General features: G+C 43.4%; 1 pseudogene. It reads right to left on the reverse strand.

The features are described 5' to 3' along the window. Positions 1-408, reverse strand: a pseudogene (locus tag BN338_RS09560) (portal protein); the annotation flags it as partial.

The raw sequence follows: 408 nt of genomic DNA on the forward strand, positions 1-408 counted from the left end.
TCTTTCGTGGGGCGCACAACCCCATAAAATTGTCGCTGTATTTTATCAAAATACCCCGTTATACACTCCCATCCCAATTGTCCGGCTGGCACTAAAGGTTGATCAGGCGGGGATAACAGTTTTTTGCCTAAAAAAGCACGCCTTACAACTTTTTTGTTGTATTTGGCTCCTTGAATATCTGGCATGACACAACAAAGCTGTTCAAACTCTTGCCTGCTATAATCACGCAATTCACCCGTTTCTAGATCAGGCGCTTTATAAAATTCTTCACTCTCAAACCAACGGCATTCCACAAGCGTAACCATGCGACGCCCGTTTTCGATGTCAAAATTCTTTTCATCATTGTAGTCATCAAGATCATTGTGATGAACACCCTCATATGAGGAACCCCCATTGCAAGCCCAATCC

The organism is Bartonella queenslandensis AUST/NH15, assembly GCF_000312585.1.
GTDB classification, from domain to species: Bacteria; Pseudomonadota; Alphaproteobacteria; order Rhizobiales; family Rhizobiaceae; genus Bartonella; species Bartonella queenslandensis_A.